Origin of the sequence: Corynebacterium sp. NML 150383, from assembly GCF_002285085.1 — a bacterium.
Lineage (GTDB): Bacteria > Actinomycetota > Actinomycetes > Mycobacteriales > Mycobacteriaceae > Corynebacterium > Corynebacterium gottingense.
This window is the reverse complement of the sequence record NZ_NSGK01000016.1, coordinates 14,878-30,837: the sequence shown is the minus strand read 5'-3', so window position 1 is coordinate 30,837 and position 15,960 is coordinate 14,878. Positions and strand designations below refer to the sequence as shown.

Below are 15,960 nucleotides of genomic sequence, written 5' to 3'. Positions count from 1 at the left end.
GCTGGGCAGGACGAACATAACCCCAGCACAACACACCCAAAAACCACCCATCCCACCCCCAAAAAAGCACACATTTTGTCGCTTAAGTCGACACGCCGAGAAAAGCACACATTTTGTCGCTTAACCCGCAACCGCAGTACCACGTATAAAAAATGGAAAAACCGCCAGTTACCTGGCGGTTTGTCTCGTGGTCCTAGCTGGGATCGAACCAGCGACCTTTCCGGTGTGAACGGAACGCTCTTCCACTGAGCCATAGGACCGAACGAGTTGATACTTTACAACGCCACCCCGTGATTCTACGAATCCGCAGGACACGACACTCTTCGGCACACCTATGGCCCTCACGGAAGTACGGGGATAGCGGTGGCGTCGATAAGCGAAGGGGCGGGAACGTCAAACGACAACGATGTAACTCAGAGATCGACTCGGCGTCATCGGAAATCGGGGCGTGACCTCACGATTTGGACTATGATTGCCAACCGGTTAATGTTTTATCTCGCACCACGCAGTGCTGGTCACGATGTTGACAGGCAATAAGGTGCGTGCGGATGTAGCGCAGTTGGTAGCGCATCACCTTGCCAAGGTGAGGGTCGCGAGTTCGAGTCTCGTCATCCGCTCCAATCCCGTAAGGGATGAGCGCGATTAGCTCAGCGGTAGAGCACTACCTCGACACGGTAGGGGTCACTGGTTCGATCCCAGTATCGCGCACAGAGTCTTCATAGCAAGACTCGGGGCAAGCTCATGTTTGCCATGCGGATGTAGCGCAGTTGGTAGCGCATCACCTTGCCAAGGTGAGGGTCGCGAGTTCGAGTCTCGTCATCCGCTCCAAGTACATACGGGTACTTTGGAGGAAGCTCCACGGTGGATTGGTCGAGTGGTTAGGCAACGGTCTGCAAAACCGTGTACACGGGTTCGATTCCCGTATCCACCTCCAAGCTGGAAACAGCCCGCGCGATTAGCTCAGCGGTAGAGCACTACCTCGACACGGTAGGGGTCACTGGTTCGATCCCAGTATCGCGCACAAAGTCTTCGCAAGAAGGCTTGTGGCAAGCTCACGCTTGGCCCGCGGATGTAGCGCAGTTGGTAGCGCATCACCTTGCCAAGGTGAGGGTCGCGAGTTCGAGTCTCGTCATCCGCTCCACGCAACACCGTCGGGTTCTTCCCCGGCGGTGTTTTTGCGTGCGCCCCTGCTTCTTTATGCTGGCATGCATGAAGCAGACACCGTTCACCACCTCCGACCTGCTGGGCCCCACGCTCCCACCCGCCGAGCGCGAGCTGCGGCTGATCGCAGTAATGTCGCTGTCCGGCGCTGCAGCCGTCGACGGCACCTCCGAATCGCTCGGTAACGACATCGATGCGGCCCTCCTCACCACGGTCCGAGCCTGGTCCGACGTCGTCCTCGTGGGCGCAGGCACCGCCCGCGCCGAAACCTACTCCGGCGTCAAGTGCAGCGAGTCCGAGCGAGACAAGCGAGTCGCCCGCGGCCAAGCCCCCGTCCCACCTATCGCGGTGCTCACAAAATCCTTCGACTTTGCCCCGTCCTCGCAGCTATTCACCGACACCGAAGTGCCGCCAGTCTTCCTCGCGCCGCAAGCTTCCCTCGACGATCCAGGCCTCGCCAGCGCGCGCCATAAGCTTCTCGACGCCAACGCGCAGCTCATCTCCACCGGCGACGGCTCCGCACACGCCATCATCGACGCCCTCCACACCCACGGATTCAACCGCATCACCTGCGAGGGCGGACCGGGGCTGTACGGAACCCTCCTCGGGGCCGGCCTCGGCGACGTCCTCCACCTCACCATCGACCCGCTCGTCCACGGCAACGTCGAAACCACGCTCTTCAGCCCCGGCGGCAACTACAAGGTGCGTCTCGCCCTGGAAGACGTGCACGCGAGCGACGATTCCGTCATGTTTTGCCGCTACCGTCGCACTGACCAATAGCCGCAACGGCGATACCGGAAACGCGCACCCGGTTCGGTACGGTAAATCGCGTGACTACCACGCTTCACCCCTCCCCCAGCTGGCAGCAGCGGATCAACGCGCTGTGGACCTCGCCCGCGCCGCGCCCAACCGCGGCCGCCGCGTCCCACAGCAGCACCGAGGACCTTCACTCCCCCGCCGCCCGCGCTGTAACGGCCGCCGCGTGGCCGCTGGCCATCCTGCTCATCGTGCACCGGCTTGTCGTGCTCGCCCGCGAGGGCTCACCCACCGACGACTTCACCACCGTGTGGGCGGCGACGCACCGCTTCATCCAGCGGGTCCCGGTCTACAACGAGGTCTACCACTACGTGGACCCGCATTACCTGTACAACCCTGGCGCGACGCTCCTGCTCTCCCCGCTCGGATTGGTGGACTCGCCAGACACCGTGCGCCCCTGGTTCATTCTGGCCAACGCGCTCGCGATCATCGGTGCGCTCGCCTGGTGCACCCGTCTTGCGGATGGCCGGCTCACCGGACCCGTGTTCCCTGTCGCGCTCGCGGCGGCGTTTGCGACGGAGTCGGTGACCAACACGCTGGTCTTTTCCAACATCAACGGCATCCTCCTGTTGGCGCTCACCGCATTCTTGGCCAGCTACCGCACCCGCTGCTTCCTCGTCGCCGGGGTTGTCCTCGGCCTGGCCATCCTGATCAAGCCGATGTTCGCCCCGCTTCTCGTGCTGCCGCTCATGCAGCTGCGTTTCGGGGCCTTGGCCGCAGGAATCGCGGTGCCAGCCCTCCTGAATGTAGTGGCCTGGCCGCTTACTCCAGGCGCCAGCGACTATCTGACCAAGCTCGTGCCGTACCTAGGCATCACGCGCGACTACGCAAACTCTTCGCTCGCGGGCTTCGCCGTTTACTTCGGCATGCCCGCCTGGGCGCACGGTCTCCTCTTCGTCGTGCTCGGCGCGGCCGTCGCGGCCGGAGTCTTGGGCCTTGCGCGCTGGCGTTTTAGCGACGAATGGCTCTGGCTCACGTGTTCCACCGCCGTGCTCCTCGCCGGGGTGTGCCTGCTCAGCTCGCTCGGCCAGGCGTACTACTCAATGATGCTCTTCCCCGCCGCGTTTACGGCGCTGCACCGCGCCAGCCCGTTCCACATCGCCGCGCCGTGGGCGGGCTTGCTCCTGTGCGTCAGCCCCCTCCAGTTCAACAGCACCGTCATCGGGCCGGCCGGCCGGTGGCTCAACACATTCCTGCCCACCGCGGGTTGGGCAATCTTCATCGTGGCAATCGCCGCTTGGGTAATCTCAGTGCTAACGCGTAGTCTGCCAGCAGCACCGGCACAGGGGCTACACGGGCCAGGCAAGACACCGGAGGCACAGGAGGCACAGGAGGCACAGCATGACTGAAAACAGCAACGATTACAGCGCTTTCACTGAGGACGATTGGAAGGCAAAACTCTCCCCCGAGGAGTTCTACGTCCTGCGCCAGGCTGGCACCGAGCCCGCGGGCGTCGGCGAATACACCAACACCACCACCGAGGGCATCTACCGTTGCCGTGCCTGCGGCGCGGAGCTGTTCCGCTCCACCGAGAAGTTCGACGCGCACTGCGGCTGGCCGGCGTTCTTCAGCCCGCTCGCGGGTGATGCGATCATCGAGCGCGAGGACCGCTCGCACGGCATGGTCCGCACCGAGGTGCTCTGCGCCAACTGCGAGTCCCACCTCGGCCACGTCTTCGCCGGCGAAGGCTTTGACACCCCCACCGACCTGCGCTACTGCATCAACTCCATCTCGATGACGCTCGACGAGCGCAAGTAAAACGCTTCTCGACGCCACGTGGACCGCGGCGTCTGCAACGGGGCGTCGACAAGCGTGCTCTGCTTAGGGCAGAATCTTGATGATCTCGCCAATGTCCGCGACGCGGCGGCCCGTCTGGAACGGGATCTCCTCGCGCACGTGAAGGCGCGCCTCGGTGTAGCGCATCTTGTGCATGAGGTCCTCGATGCGCTCCAGGCTGGGCGCCTCGAACGCGAGCATCCACTCGTAGTCACCCAGCGTGAACGCCTCAACCGTGTTCGCGCGGACATCGGCGAAGTCGCGCGCGGCTTTGCCGTGGTTGGCCAGGATGCGGCGGCGCTCCTGCGGGTCCATGATGTACCAGTCGTAGGAGCGCACGAACGGATACACGGTGATCCAGGCCTCTGCCTCCTCGCCCATGATGAAGCTGGGCAGGTGGGATTTGTTGAATTCAGCCGGGCGGTGCAGGCCGTTGCCCAGCCACGAGACCTCGAGCAGCTGGCCGAGGGCGGTGGTGCGCCGGAAATCTGCCAGCGCCTTCTGCAGGTACTCAAACTCCTCGGCGTGCCACCAGATCATGAAGTCGGCGTCGGCGCGGATGCCCGTGTTGTCGTAGATCCCGCGTACGACGACCTTGCCTTCCGCCTCAAGGTCCGCAAAGAAGCGCTTCGCTTCCGCGGTCAGCTCCTCGCGCTCGGAGCCGAGAGCACCGGGGATGGCGCGGAACACCGCGAACTGGAGGTAGCGCTGAACGGAGTTCAGTGCGTCGAAATCAAGCTTGGCCATAGGTTCGTATCCTTTCTTCGGCCCGGGCGGGCCAGATCAACCGAAAGTCGTAGGGACAGTCTACGCGCCGGCGGCGCGCGCCACGACGTTCGGCGCGCCTCCCACCCGTGGGCCGCTACGGTAGCTACGTTGAACCCTGTGATGAATTCGGACAACCCCTCCAACACGGGCGACGGCACACCCGCCCCGCACAGCGACACCGCCTCCCTGCCCGCAGATTTCTCTGCTGCGGTGGAGTCTATGCACGCTGCGAAGCTGCGGCCGGAAGTCACCCTCGGCACCATCCGACCACCCCAGCGGCCCGCGCCATACAGCCACGCCGTCGGGCTTGAGGTCGACCGCTCCGGCGACGAGGCCGGCACCGTCCCCACAGACAGCGAGGGCGACGCGTTCGGCCGCCTCATCCTGCTGCACTCCCCGGACGCCGAGGAGGCGTGGGAGGGGTCCATGCGCCTCGTGGCCTACATCCAGGCCGACATGGACGACGCGGTCGCGTCCGACCCGCTGCTTCCGGACGTCGCGTGGCAGTGGCTCAACGAGTCCCTCGCCGAAGCCGGCGCAGGCTACACCAACCTCGGAGGCACCGTCACCTCCACGGCCTCCGTCCGCTTCGGCGAGATCGGCGGCCCGCCGCGCGCCTACCAGCTGGAGATGCGCGCCTCCTGGACCGCCGAGGGCATCGACCTCTCGGGCCACGTCGAGGCGTTTGCCAAGGTGCTCGCGCACGTCGCGGGGCTGCCGCCGGAGGGCGTCACCGCGCTGGGTGCACGCAAGTAGTTCGCCCCGTGTGTGAAAAGGTGGATTACAGGCTTGTCGATACGCCCGCTGGCTTCCAGGAGGCGGCCGAGGCGCTGGCGGCAGGCCGCGGGCCGTTCGCCGTCGACACCGAGCGAGCCTCGACGTTTCGCTACGGCGACCGAGCATTCCTTATCCAGGTGCAGCGCGAGGACGCAGGCACGTTTCTCATTGCACCCGAGGGGCACCGCGACGACGCCACCCGCGCCCTCTCGCCTGTGCTGAACGGCGAGACCTGGATCCTCCACGCCGCCGCGAGCGACCTGCCCTGCCTGTCCGAGCTGGGCCTGTGCGCCGGCAGCCTGTTTGACACCGAGGTTGCCGCACGCATCGCCGGATACCAGCGCCCCAACCTGGCCAACATGGTCGAGCGCATCTGCGGCGTGGTGCTGGAGAAGGGCCACGGGCGCGAAGACTGGTCCAAGGTACCGCTGCCCCCAGAGTGGCAGGACTACGCGGCGCTCGACGTGGCCTACCTCACCGATTTGGCCGACGGGCTCGCCGAGGAGCTCGCGCAAACCGGCAAGCTCGAGTTTGCGGAGCAAGAGTTTGCGTACATCCTGGACACCTCCTCCTCGCCCCGCACTGGCACGGGCTCCTGGCGCGACCTGAAAGGAGCCTCGCGGATCAGCAGCGCGCTCAGCATGCAGCTTGCCAGGGCGCTGTGGGCTGCGCGTGAGGCACAGGCGAAGCGCTCCGACCGCTCTCCGTCCAACATTCTGCAGAACCGCGTGCTTGTCGACATCGCACTCGCCCAGCCGACCACCATCCGCGACGTCATGGCCGTCCCGGGGTTCCCGCGCCGACGCAAGGATCTCGCCGCTGCCTGCCTGGACGTGATGACGGAGGCGCGCGAGCAGGATCGCTCAACGTGGCCGTCCCGCCCGAAATCAGCGCCGACGGACGTCCCCTCCAAATCGACCATGCGCCGCGAGTACCCTGCGCTCAGCGAGGCGCTCGACGAGGCCCGGGACGAGGTAGCGGACCTCGCCGACGCGCTGAACATGGAGGCGAGCACCATCGCCACCACGAAGCTGCTGCGCGCAGCGGTGTGGAAGGCGTCGCACTCGCTGCACCCCTGGGATGTGCGGCGGGCTCAGCAGGAGCTCAGTGAGCTCGGCGCGCGGCCCTGGCAGTGCGAGCTCGTCGCGCCGATCATCGCGGCCGCGGGGCTTTCCGCCGCCGACGAGTAGGAGCGGCTAGTTCTCCCGGTCTGCGAGGTCAAGCGCCCATGTGCGCACTTGCTCGGTCGCAGACTCCGCATCCAGGCCGTACTCCGCCAGTACCTCATCACGCGACGCGTGCTTGGGGTACACGGACGGGAATGCCAGCTGGCGCAGCGGCGTATCAATCTCCGCGGCGTGGAGCGCCTCCGCGACGGCAGAACCCACGCCGCCACGCATCACCCCGTCCTCGTACACCACCACCAGGTCCGCCGAGGCAGACATATCGATGAGCTCCGGCGCGACCGGAACGACCCAGCGCGGGTCCACAACCGTAACGCTGATGCCGTCGCCGGCGAGGGCGTCAGCGACCTCGAGCGCCGGGCCCGCGAACGTGCCGACAGCGACGAGGAGGACGTTGAGGACGGTGTCATCGTCGCGGTCAAGCGTGGTGCGCAGCACATCGACCGTACCGCGGCGCTCCTTCGCCTCGATGTCAGCGCCGACCTTGCCCTTCGGGAAGCGGACGACGGTAGGGCCGTCGTCAACGCCGAGCGCTTCGTGGAATTCTTCGCGCAGCCGTGCCGGGTCGCGCGGCGCGGCGATGCGGATGCCCGGGACTATCGACGCCACCGAGAAGTCCCACACACCGTTGTGGCTCGCACCGTCCGAGCCGGTCACGCCGGCGCGGTCGAGGACCACCGTGATGGGGAGGTGCAGCAGGCCGGCGTCCATCAGCAGCTGGTCAAAGGCGCGGTTGAGGAAGGTGGAATAGACGGCCACCACCGGGTGCATCCCACCGAGCGCGAGACCGGCGGCGGAGGTGATCGCGTGCTGTTCCGCGATGCCCACGTCGAAGAAGCGATCCGGGAACTCCTCGGCGAACGGCTGCAGGCCGGTCGGCCCCGCCATCGCCGCCGTGATGGCAACAACGTCGTCGCGCTCGTGGCCGGCTCGCAGCAGTTCCTTGGTAAACACGGAGGTCCAGCCGGGAGCGGACTTGGCCAGCGACTCGCCTGTCACCGGATCAATCACTCCAGTGGAGTGCATCTGGTCCGCCTCATTGTTCACGGCCGGGGCAAAGCCGTGGCCCTTCTCCGTCACCACGTGAACGATCAGCGGGCCGTCGTAGCGCTGCGCGTAGTGGAACGCGCTGAGCAGCGCCTTGAGGTCATGGCCTTCCACCGGGCCGACGTACTTCATGCCCAGGTCCGGGAACATCTCCGTGGGCAGCACCTGGTACTTCACGCCTGCCTTGAGCGCGTGGAGCGCTTCGAACGTCCGCTCCCCGACCCAGCCCATAGACTTCAAGGTCTTCTTGCCGGACTCCATGACTTCGTCGTAGCCCGGCTGCATCCGCAACGCTACGAGCTGGTCGCGCAGTTTGGACAGGTTGTTTGCAAAGCCGCCGATGGTTGGCGAGTAGGACCGCCCGTTGTCATTGACCACGATGACCACGTTGCGGTTGCCCGCCGCGATGTTGTTCAGCGCCTCCCAGCACATGCCGCCGGTGAGCGCGCCGTCACCCACGACGGCGACCACCTTGTCGTCGCCGTTGCCGCTGAGCTCCTTGGCCTTGGACAGCCCGTCCGCGTAGGACAGCGACGCGCTGGCGTGCGAGGATTCCGTCCAGTCGTGCTCCGACTCAGCACGGTCGGTGTATCCGGAGAGCCCGCCTCGCTTACGCAGCGTGTCAAACTTGTCGGCGCGGCCGGTAAGAATCTTGTGCACGTAGGACTGGTGCGAGGTATCAAAAATGATCGGGTCCTGCGGCGAGTTGAACACAGAGTGCAGCGCCAGCGTGAGCTCGACAACACCGAGGTTCGGCCCGAGGTGCCCGCCGGTGGCGGAGACCTTAGCAATCAGCAGCTCACGGATCTCCTCCGCGAGCGCGTCAAGTTCCTCCACCGACAGCTTTTTCACGTCGGTTGGCGATGTGATTCCCTCGAGCATTCCCACTGTTGTCAAGCTCTCCTTCGTCTCGCCGGTATTCCCCGCCATGTTACACCGTGCCTCCACGCTGCCCTATCCTTGCAGCGCTCACGCCCGGGGCGTCAGGAGGACGACGGTTTCGAAGTGGTGGGTGAGCGGGAAGGCGTCGATAAGCATCATGCGCTCGACGCGGTACCCGTGCTCGCCCCAGGTGCCCAAATCGCGCGCGAGTGTTGCGGGATCGCAGCCGATGTGGATGACACGTGGTGGCGCGGCCTGAGCCACCGCGCCGACGACCTCGGCTCCCGCGCCGGATCGCGGCGGGTCGAGCACTACGAGCGCTGGGCTGGGCAGCTTATCGACGCTCACCTCCACCCGAGCATTCCGCACCCGCACATCCAGATCCGCAAGCCCCGGCTGCGGCGTCCCGGTCGCCGCCGGCGAGTAGTCCACGGTCTCGACGCGGCCCCCACCCAGCGCGCGACTGATCGCGGGCGCGAACATGCCGACGCCGCCATAGAGATCCCAGCCAACAGCACCGGGAGCGTTGGCAGCCTCGCCCCACTGCGCAACGATGTCGGCGTACGCCTGCGGTGCCGCGGTGTGCGCCTGCCAAAAGGCGGTGGCTGGGAAGGTGAACTCGCGGTCGTCGACACGCTCGGTGACCATCCCGGTGCCTTCGATGACAGTGTCGATTGTCTCCGCGCGGCGCCCGCGCTGCACCTTTGCCGTCTCCACGACGTGCCGGGCTCCAGTGGAATCGATCACCGCGATGACCTCGGCTCCCGGAGTGAAGCGGCGACCGCCGGGGCCGACGAGGCCGTCGAGCAGGCCGGGCACCATCTGGGCACAGGGGAACTCGGTTACCAGCTCGGTGGAACGCAGCTTGCGCAGGCCGGCGCGGCCCTCGCTATCCACGCCCAGCCGGGCGCGGGTGCGCCATCCGTGGTCGGGCGCGAGCGCGGTTTCCTGAAGATCACTGTCGGTTTGGAACCCGTCGAGCACCCCGGATCGCTTCGCCAGGGTACGCAGCTGGCCGACGAGCACCTCACGCTTCAGCTCGCGCTGCGCGGGAGCTGTCACGAAACCGAAGTCGCAACATCCGGCCCCGTGCGCCGCAGCCTGGCACACCTGGCGGGTGCGCTGCGGGGATGGCTCGAGGACCTCGACGAGGTCTGCGCGCGCCCACCGCTTTTTCACCTTGGTGGGCCGGGCTTCGACGCGGTCGCCGGGGATTGCGCCGCGGACGAACACCACACGTCCGTCGGGCGCGTCGGCGATTCCCTCCCCTCCGTGCGCCATTGCGCGGACGGAGACCTCGAGGGTCTCGCCTACCTCAAGTGCCCCGGTTCCCGAGTCTGCCATGCGTGGAAACTACTTATCCTTGTTGAACTGGTTGTTCTGGTCGATGATCTGCTTGAGCGCGTCGCTGAGCAGGTTCGGGTTGCCACTCTGCGGAGCACTCTGGCCCGCAGCGGCGCTCTGGCCCTGCTGAGCACGCTGCTGCACCGCCTGCTGCACCTGCTCTGCGATCTTCTTCGGCAGGATCACATCGAGGGAGCTCCCGGCCAGGACCGGGTCGTTGCCGCGATACACAAAGGATCGCGCTACGATCTCGCGCCCCAGCCTTGCCAGGTCGTCCTCACGGCCCTGCGGCGCGGCGAGGGTGACGCGGTAGAGCCAACGCGGACCCTCCACACCGATGATGCGGATCACGCCATTCGTGCCCTGACCAACGATCTCTTTGCCCCACGGCCCCTGCTCGAAGGTGACCGGCATGCCTTCGTTGCGCATGCCCTCTGCAATCTCCTCGGCGGAGTCATCCCAGAGACCACCGCTGCGCGGAGCCGCGAAGGCAACCGGGGTGACGCGACCGTAGCGGGTGACAATGTGGACCATCTTCGGCCCCTGCTCACCCATCTCCACCTGCACCTGCGCCTCCTTCGGGAACGGGATGCGCATGGAGTGCAGGTTCAGCGTGGCGCTGGAGAAGTCAGAGAAATCAAAGTCCTCGATGTTGACGGAGTCGCCGTCGAAGGGGCCGGTGCTGCCGTTGATCGGGTCGTAGTCCGTCAGCGGTGCGGTGCCAGCCGCCTGGCCGCCGTCCTGCACCGCGGGTGCCGCCGCCACCGCAGACTCCGATGCCTCGGGCGCAGCTGCTTCTGCCTGTGCTGCTGCGGCGTCCGGAGTATCGGTGGGCTCGGCAGACTCGGTGTGCTCGGGGACCTGCTGGGCAGCCGCGTCGTTGTCGGCCTTGTTGCGGTTCTTCTTCTTGCCAAACGGCCACAGTGCCATAGTTTCTGTCCTCCTCGCGCCCGGTTGGGCGTTGCTGCGAAATTTTCGCGTTGGTTTCGCGTCGTAACGTCGTGCCCTTTGACCATAGCGCGCCGCGCCTCAAGCGCGCGCGGTGGTGGGGCCTTCAACGGGTGGTGCTATTTCGTCCCGGTCGAACCGTAACCGCCCTCGCCGCGTACCGTTTCGTCGAGCGCATCGACCTCGACGAAGTCAACCAACTCCACGCGCTGGACGACGAGTTGGGCAATGCGCATCCCGCGCTCGACGGTAAATGCTTCCGAGCGGTCCGTGTTCACCAGACACACTTTGAGCTCACCGCGGTATTGGGCGTCGACAGTCCCCGGCGTATTCACAATGCTTAAGCCGTGCTTCGCAGCGAGCCCGGAGCGCGGGTGGATCAGCCCTACCGTGCCGAGCGGCAGGGCGAGGGCCACGCCCGTGCCCACGAGTGCGCGCTGTCCCGGTTCCAGGGTGATTGTCTCGGCGGAGTACAGGTCCGCGCCGGCATCCCCAGTATGCGCGCGTTTGGGAAGCGGCAGCTCCTTATCCAGCCGTTTCAGCGGGATCGGGGGCAGCTGGACCGCGCCAACCAGTTGTGTGTATTCGTTGTTCTCGCTCATGGTGCCCCACCTTACGGTACGTCTTCCACAAGTCGATGCGGCGAATTGGACAGCTCACCCATCCCCTGAACTAAAGTTGCGTTCGTGTCTGAAACCTCGCGCTCCAACGATGCAACTGCCCACGCCACCGGCGCCGCAGCGCCCGAGGTGCTCTACCGCGAACGACAGTGGGTGCCGTGGTACTGGTGGGCGGCCGGAATCGGCCTGACGTTACTCCTTGCCGCCCAGTTTGCGCTGAACCGCAACGTCTGGTGGTTCATTGTGCCGCTGGTAGTCATCGGCGCGCTCGTCGCGTGGTTCCTCACGTGGCTGTCCAACACCACCGTGTCCGTCGAGCGCGACCCGGACGGCTCGCGCTGGCTCCGCGTCGGCGAGGCGAACCTGCCCGCGGACGCAGTTGATCGCGCGATGGTTGTCCCCCGCTCCGCGCGGCAGAACGCGCTCGGCCGCCAGCTCGACCCGGCGGCGTACCTCGTCTCCCACGCGTGGGTCCCCGAGCACGCGCTCATCGTGTTGAACGACCCAGAGGACCCAACCCCCTACTGGCTCATTTCGTCGAAGCACCCCGAGGCGTTGCTCGCCGCGTTCGTCCCCGAGAAGGCCCCTGCCGACGGGGCTGCGTAAGGCTTACTCGCAGTCCAGGCAGTACTTCGAGCCGTCATCGGCCGTGTACGCCAGGCGCTTCTTCTTTTGCACCAGGAAGCAGGAGGCGCAGGTGAACTCGTCGTCCTGGCGGGGCTTGACCTCTACGTTGAGCTCCTCACCGGACAGGTCCTGCGCGGGGATTTCCACTGGCTCGACGATCTCGCCGTCGTCGTCCATGCTGCTGCCGGCTACTTCTGCGGCCTTCAGGCCTTCGAGCGAGTCGGTCTCAATCTCGTCGTCCTCGAGTCGGCGACGCGGCGCATCATAATCCGTAGCCATGGCGTTCTTCCCTCCAGCTCAACGTAAAAAGTAAAAAGGTGCGGTGCTTTGTTTTGAGCGTCCTGCCAGGTCCTGCCGGGACGCGTTTGAGCGGAATACTAAAGCAAATGGCTCGATCTGTCACTTTCGCCCCCGACCAGGGGCGATGCTGCTAGGAGTCGGATCCCAAATCGCGCATCGCCCCCGCCTCCTCCAACAGCCGCGGGAACGATTCCGCGAGCCCCGGAGCGCAGGCGTACATCAATGCGCCGTCACCGCCGCGATCGCGCAAGCCCGGGTGGTGCACCACCGCTCCCGCCTCGGCGGCAATCACCGCGCCGGCAGCGTAATCCCAGGGGTGCGTGCCGTGCTCGTAGTAGGCGTCCGCGCTCCCCTCAGCAACGCGGCAGAGGTCCAACGCCGCCGAGCCCATGCGGCGGATGTCGCGCACCTGCGGCAGGAGCGTGGTCAGTATCTGCGCTTGCTGGCCGCGCCACCCGGAGTCGTAGGAGAAGCCGGTCTCCACCAGAGCGGTGGCGGGACGGGAGGCCCGGGATGTGTGAAGGGGGTGGGCGGTGGCGTCGCTAAGCACGAAGGCCCCGTGCCCGCGGGCGGCGAAATAGGTGATGCCGCGGGCGACATCAGCGACCGCGCCAGCGACGAGCTCGCCGTGCACGGCGACGCCGACGGAGACCGCGTAGGCGGGCAGCCCGTAAATAAAATTCACGGTGCCGTCGATGGGGTCGATGACCCATTCAACGCCCGTCTCGCTCGGCTTCGACGCGCCCTCCTCGCCGATGACACCGTCGCCGTGACGCAACTCCGAGAGCTTGCCCACAATGCGCTCCTCGCACCCCTTGTCCACGGCTGTGACCGGGTCAACCTCGGACGTCTTAGTCTGCGCGACCATCTCCACGGAACCGTGCCTGGTCAGAAAGTCGCGCTGCTTGGCCACGAACCCGGCCGCGTCCTGCACGAGTTCAACGCACAGGTCGCGCAACTCAGATGCGGTGGGGGTGTTGGCGGTGCCATTGGGGGAAGTCGGTGTGCTCATAGTCCCCATCGTGCACCGACTTTCCCGGAAGCGCGACTCGCACCGCCCCATTTATGCCGCGCGTTTGTAAGCTGTGCCGTATGAGCGATACGACTGCAACTCATCTCGGATTCGGCGTGGACGTCGGCGGCTCGGGCATCAAAGGTGCCATCGTTGACATGGATACCGGCGAATTTGTCGGCGAGCGTGTCAAGATTGCCACGCCCAAGCCCGCAACGCCCCAGGCCGTGGCCGACACCGTCGCGGAAATCGTGCGCGCGCACGACTGGCATGGGCCGATCGGCATCACCCTGCCGTCCGTTATCCGTAACCAGGTCGCGTCCAGCGCCGCCAATATCGACGAAGCTTGGATTGGCACTAACGTCCACGAGCTCTTCTCCGCAGCCCTGGGCACGGAGGACATCGCGGTGCTTAACGACGCCGACGCCGCCGGTCTCGCCGAAGTCGCATTCGGGGAGCCCGAGGCCCGCGAGGGCGCCGTCATCTTCCTGACTTTCGGCACCGGGATCGGGTCCGCCTTCTTCATGGACGGCACCCTTTTCCCCAACACGGAGCTCGGCCACCTGGTCATCTCTGGAGAGGAAGCAGAGCATGTCGCCTCCTCCGCCGCCAAGGACCGCGAGGAACTGAGCTACAAGAAGTGGTCCAAGCGGGTCGACGCCGTCCTGCACGAGTACCAGCGCTTGTTCAGCCCGTCCGCGTTTGTGGTCGGCGGCGGCATCTCCCGTAAGGCGGACAAGTGGGTCCCGAACCTGACGGTGGACGTGCCGGTGGTCGCCGCGCGTCTGCGCAACCGAGCAGGCATTGTCGGCGCGGCGATGGCGGCGAACGAGCACGTTGCGCCGTAATTGATTGGTCCGGCCCAACCACAGATCCATGACTCATGTACGGTGGGCACCGGACAGCAACCACTCCTGCCCTCGTGGGACGCACCTTTCCGGCTCCGTGACACGCACGGCGCGCGAAAGATGCGGCACGATGGCGAGTGCTGGAATAGATTCAGCGCGCGGCCTGTTAGGATTGGCGTTCTAGAATTGGAACCATTGCGCAATCCGGCAGGATATGCATACGAATATTCTCGCAGGAAGCAGGGTTGCGCGCAGTGGAAGAAACCGAATCGGCGAAAGGGCGTACGTGGTAGCCAGCGAAGCATCAGGCAATAACACCGTGGAGAATGCAGCACAGGCATCCTCCGACGGTGGCGCAGGCAACGGTGCAAACGACGCCGCGGCAACTCCGGCGGCGAAGAAGACGGCCAAAAAGGCTGCAAAGAAGACCGCTCGGAAGAAGGCCACGAAGAAGACAGCGAAGAAATCCGCTCGGAAGAAGGCCACCAAGAAGACGGCCCGCAAGACTGCGAAGAAGACCACCAAGAAGTCAGCGGCCAAGAAGGCGACCGCTGCGCACGCAGGCGCCGAGGGCGTGGACGAGGACGAGCTGCGCACCGATGCGCTTGTCGACGATGCCGATACCGTCGATGACCGCGACGACGAAGATTACGATCCCGACCTCGCGGACGAGGACGCCGACTTTGATGACGAGCTCGCCGAGGACATCGACGAGGACGACCTGGACGGCGACGACATCGAAGATGACGAAGACGACGACTCGGACGACGAGGAAGAAGACTCTTCGTCCGTCTGGGACATCGAGGAGTCTGCGGCGCTGCGTCAGGCGCGCAAGGACGCGCAGCTGACCGCGTCCGCCGACTCCGTCCGCGCGTACCTCAAGCAGATCGGCAAGGTCGCGCTGCTGGACGCGGAGCAAGAGGTCTCCTTGGCCAAGCGCATCGAGGCCGGCCTGTACGCCCAGTACCGCCTGGACGAGATGGCGCGCGCCGCCGCTGAGGGCGACAAGGATGCCAAGCTCACGCCTGCGGTCAAGCGCGACCTTCGCGCGGTGGCCCGCGACGGCCGCAAGGCGAAGAACCACCTGTTGGAGGCAAACCTTCGCCTCGTGGTCTCGCTGGCCAAGCGCTACACCGGCCGCGGCATGGCGTTCCTGGACCTCATCCAGGAAGGCAACCTCGGCTTGATCCGTGCAGTGGAGAAGTTCGACTACTCCAAGGGCTACAAGTTCTCCACGTACGCTACGTGGTGGATCCGCCAGGCGATCACCCGCGCGATGGCGGACCAGGCCCGCACCATTCGTATCCCGGTGCACATGGTGGAGGTCATCAACAAGCTCGGACGTATCCAGCGCGAGCTGCTGCAGGACCTGGGCCGCGAGCCCACCCCGCTCGAGCTGGCGAAGGAGATGGACATCACCGAGGAAAAGGTGATGGAGATCCAGCAGTACGCGCGCGAGCCGATCTCCCTGGACCAGACGATTGGCGACGAGGGCGATAGCCAGCTCGGTGACTTCATCGAGGATTCCGAGGCGGTCGTCGCCGTCGACGCCGTGTCCTTCACCCTCTTGCAGGACCAGCTCCAGGACGTGCTGCACACGCTCTCCGAGCGCGAAGCTGGCGTGGTACGCCTGCGCTTCGGGCTTACCGACGGCATGCCGCGGACTTTAGACGAAATCGGCCAGGTCTACGGCGTGACCCGCGAGCGCATCCGCCAGATCGAATCGAAGACAATGTCCAAGCTGCGCCACCCGTCGCGTTCCCAGGTGCTGCGCGACTACCTGGACTAGCCTTTCGCGGATATAGCGGTGCCCCGCCAGGAGGATTCCGGGCGGGGCACCGCTTTTATGT

Annotated in this window: 15 protein-coding genes and 7 tRNA genes; 14 read left to right on the top strand and 8 right to left on the bottom strand. The window is 65.7% G+C overall.

The features are described from left to right. Positions 1-188: 188 nt before the first annotated feature. A tRNA-Val gene (locus CKJ85_RS11525) sits at positions 189-260 on the bottom strand. A gap of 284 nt (positions 261-544) precedes the next feature. Here CKJ85_RS11525 and CKJ85_RS11520 point away from each other — a divergent pair. The 9 genes from CKJ85_RS11520 (at position 545) to msrB (ending at position 3,735) form a co-directional block, all read left to right on the top strand. Further along, positions 545-620 (top strand) — tRNA-Gly (locus CKJ85_RS11520). Between the two features lie 16 nt (positions 621-636). Beyond that, a tRNA-Val gene (locus CKJ85_RS11515) sits at positions 637-708 on the top strand. Between the two features lie 44 nt (positions 709-752). Beyond that, a tRNA-Gly gene (locus CKJ85_RS11510) sits at positions 753-828 on the top strand. Positions 829-860: 32 nt separating this feature from the next. Then, positions 861-934, top strand: a tRNA-Cys gene (locus CKJ85_RS11505). 15 nt (positions 935-949) lie between these two features. Continuing rightward, positions 950-1,021 (top strand) — tRNA-Val (locus CKJ85_RS11500). 44 nt (positions 1,022-1,065) lie between these two features. After that, positions 1,066-1,141: transfer RNA gene (locus CKJ85_RS11495), tRNA-Gly, on the top strand. A gap of 68 nt (positions 1,142-1,209) precedes the next feature. Next, positions 1,210-1,941 (top strand): pyrimidine reductase family protein, encoded by a 732-nt coding sequence (locus CKJ85_RS11490; RefSeq protein WP_095554398.1) that lies wholly within the window; start codon positions 1,210-1,212, stop codon positions 1,939-1,941. Positions 1,942-1,991: 50 nt separating this feature from the next. Next, entirely contained in the window at positions 1,992-3,326 is a 1,335-nt protein-coding gene (locus tag CKJ85_RS11485; protein WP_233127060.1) for a glycosyltransferase family 87 protein, read from the top strand. Then, a complete protein-coding gene (gene msrB, locus CKJ85_RS11480; RefSeq protein WP_095534717.1) occupies positions 3,319-3,735 on the top strand; it encodes a peptide-methionine (R)-S-oxide reductase MsrB in 417 nt (138 codons plus the stop codon). The genes CKJ85_RS11485 and msrB overlap by 8 nt, the downstream gene beginning before the upstream one ends. A gap of 63 nt (positions 3,736-3,798) precedes the next feature. On the opposite strand, the gene hemQ is transcribed toward msrB, so the two are convergent. Continuing rightward, entirely contained in the window at positions 3,799-4,500 is a 702-nt protein-coding gene (gene hemQ, locus CKJ85_RS11475) for a hydrogen peroxide-dependent heme synthase (protein WP_095278957.1), read from the bottom strand. Positions 4,501-4,641: 141 nt separating this feature from the next. Between hemQ and CKJ85_RS11470 the strand changes: the two genes are divergently transcribed. Next, positions 4,642-5,277: a DUF3000 domain-containing protein gene (locus CKJ85_RS11470; RefSeq protein WP_095278958.1), complete on the top strand. Its 636-nt coding sequence runs from the start codon at positions 4,642-4,644 to the stop codon at positions 5,275-5,277. An 8-nt stretch (positions 5,278-5,285) separates the two neighbouring features. Beyond that, on the top strand, positions 5,286-6,488 hold the full coding sequence (locus CKJ85_RS11465; RefSeq protein WP_233127059.1) for an HRDC domain-containing protein: 1,203 nt from the start codon (positions 5,286-5,288) through the stop codon (positions 6,486-6,488). A gap of 6 nt (positions 6,489-6,494) precedes the next feature. Here CKJ85_RS11465 and dxs read toward each other — a convergent pair whose 3' ends face one another. From dxs to dut, 4 genes are all read right to left on the bottom strand, one after another. After that, positions 6,495-8,417: a 1-deoxy-D-xylulose-5-phosphate synthase gene (dxs, locus tag CKJ85_RS11460; RefSeq protein WP_095554397.1), complete on the bottom strand. Its 1,923-nt coding sequence runs from the start codon at positions 8,415-8,417 to the stop codon at positions 6,495-6,497. Between the two features lie 81 nt (positions 8,418-8,498). Further along, complete coding sequence (locus CKJ85_RS11455) at positions 8,499-9,755, bottom strand: class I SAM-dependent RNA methyltransferase (protein WP_095554396.1); 1,257 nt, start codon at positions 9,753-9,755, stop codon at positions 8,499-8,501. A 9-nt stretch (positions 9,756-9,764) separates the two neighbouring features. Then, the gene (locus tag CKJ85_RS11450) at positions 9,765-10,685 is read right to left on the bottom strand and encodes a DUF3710 domain-containing protein (RefSeq protein WP_095554395.1); all 921 of its coding nucleotides are present in this window, start codon (positions 10,683-10,685) and stop codon (positions 9,765-9,767) included. A 137-nt stretch (positions 10,686-10,822) separates the two neighbouring features. Then, on the bottom strand, positions 10,823-11,305 hold the full coding sequence (dut, locus tag CKJ85_RS11445; protein WP_095554394.1) for a dUTP diphosphatase: 483 nt from the start codon (positions 11,303-11,305) through the stop codon (positions 10,823-10,825). Between the two features lie 84 nt (positions 11,306-11,389). Here dut and CKJ85_RS11440 point away from each other — a divergent pair, with 84 nt between their 5' ends. Next, positions 11,390-11,929, top strand: a complete 540-nt coding sequence (locus CKJ85_RS11440; RefSeq protein WP_095278963.1) for a DUF3093 domain-containing protein — start codon at positions 11,390-11,392, stop codon at positions 11,927-11,929. Between the two features lie 3 nt (positions 11,930-11,932). Here CKJ85_RS11440 and CKJ85_RS11435 read toward each other — a convergent pair whose 3' ends face one another. Both CKJ85_RS11435 and CKJ85_RS11430 read right to left on the bottom strand, forming a co-directional pair. Then, positions 11,933-12,229, bottom strand: coding sequence for a DUF4193 domain-containing protein (locus CKJ85_RS11435; RefSeq protein WP_095278964.1), 297 nt, complete (start codon positions 12,227-12,229; stop codon positions 11,933-11,935). Positions 12,230-12,380: 151 nt separating this feature from the next. Next, positions 12,381-13,262 (bottom strand): inositol monophosphatase family protein, encoded by an 882-nt coding sequence (locus tag CKJ85_RS11430; protein WP_233127058.1) that lies wholly within the window; start codon positions 13,260-13,262, stop codon positions 12,381-12,383. Between the two features lie 80 nt (positions 13,263-13,342). Between CKJ85_RS11430 and ppgK the strand changes: the two genes are divergently transcribed. Together ppgK and CKJ85_RS11420 are read left to right on the top strand one after the other, a co-directional pair. Beyond that, positions 13,343-14,110, top strand: coding sequence for a polyphosphate--glucose phosphotransferase (gene ppgK / locus CKJ85_RS11425; protein WP_095554392.1), 768 nt, complete (start codon positions 13,343-13,345; stop codon positions 14,108-14,110). A 214-nt stretch (positions 14,111-14,324) separates the two neighbouring features. Further along, complete coding sequence (locus tag CKJ85_RS11420) at positions 14,325-15,899, top strand: RNA polymerase sigma factor (RefSeq protein WP_095554391.1); 1,575 nt, start codon at positions 14,325-14,327, stop codon at positions 15,897-15,899. Positions 15,900-15,960: the final 61 nt, after the last annotated feature.

Excerpts from the sequence above, each read along its gene's own strand:
- CKJ85_RS11490 (WP_095554398.1), top strand. The coding sequence starts at position 1,210 with ATGAAGCAGACACCGTTCACCACCTCCGACCTGCTGGGCCCCACGCTC.
- msrB (WP_095534717.1), top strand. The coding sequence starts at position 3,319 with ATGACTGAAAACAGCAACGATTACAGCGCTTTCACTGAGGACGATTGG.
- hemQ (WP_095278957.1), bottom strand. The coding sequence starts at position 4,500 with ATGGCCAAGCTTGATTTCGACGCACTGAACTCCGTTCAGCGCTACCTC.
- CKJ85_RS11470 (WP_095278958.1), top strand. The coding sequence starts at position 4,642 with ATGAATTCGGACAACCCCTCCAACACGGGCGACGGCACACCCGCCCCG.
- CKJ85_RS11455 (WP_095554396.1), bottom strand. The coding sequence starts at position 9,755 with ATGGCAGACTCGGGAACCGGGGCACTTGAGGTAGGCGAGACCCTCGAG.
- CKJ85_RS11450 (WP_095554395.1), bottom strand. The coding sequence starts at position 10,685 with ATGGCACTGTGGCCGTTTGGCAAGAAGAAGAACCGCAACAAGGCCGAC.
- dut (WP_095554394.1), bottom strand. The coding sequence starts at position 11,305 with ATGAGCGAGAACAACGAATACACACAACTGGTTGGCGCGGTCCAGCTG.
- CKJ85_RS11435 (WP_095278964.1), bottom strand. The coding sequence starts at position 12,229 with ATGGCTACGGATTATGATGCGCCGCGTCGCCGACTCGAGGACGACGAG.
- CKJ85_RS11430 (WP_233127058.1), bottom strand. The coding sequence starts at position 13,262 with ATGAGCACACCGACTTCCCCCAATGGCACCGCCAACACCCCCACCGCA.
- ppgK (WP_095554392.1), top strand. The coding sequence starts at position 13,343 with ATGAGCGATACGACTGCAACTCATCTCGGATTCGGCGTGGACGTCGGC.
- CKJ85_RS11420 (WP_095554391.1), top strand. The coding sequence starts at position 14,325 with ATGCATACGAATATTCTCGCAGGAAGCAGGGTTGCGCGCAGTGGAAGA.